The organism is Pectobacterium hainanensis, from assembly GCF_046237015.1.
In the GTDB taxonomy this organism is placed as follows: Bacteria; Pseudomonadota; Gammaproteobacteria; order Enterobacterales; family Enterobacteriaceae; genus JBJYIN01.
Genome location: NZ_JBJYIN010000075.1, coordinates 1 through 223, shown reverse-complemented (window position 1 = coordinate 223; position 223 = coordinate 1). Strand labels below are relative to the sequence as shown.

General features: G+C 66.4%; 1 protein-coding gene. It reads left to right on the top strand.

All coding sequences use genetic code 11. The features are described from left to right. Window positions 1-223: beta/alpha barrel domain-containing protein (locus ACKPVM_RS20560; RefSeq protein WP_409311597.1), on the top strand; the 223-nt coding region annotated here is incomplete at both ends.

The following is a 223-nucleotide window of genomic DNA, read 5'->3' as shown; positions in this document are numbered from 1 at the left end:
CTGCGTGCTCATCGGTGGGCTCAACCAGAAGACGGCGGCGAGGACCCTCTTTGGCGCGACCAGCGAGACCAATGCGCCGGATGGCATCGCGGTCATCTCGTCCATCGTCGGGCGCGTCGACTCGGACAAGGCCGCACAGGAGCTCGGCGACATTGTCCGCACTTTTAAGCGTGGTCTCGCCGGCTCCAGCGTCGCCTCCTCTTCCGGCGTCGACGCCTCGTTC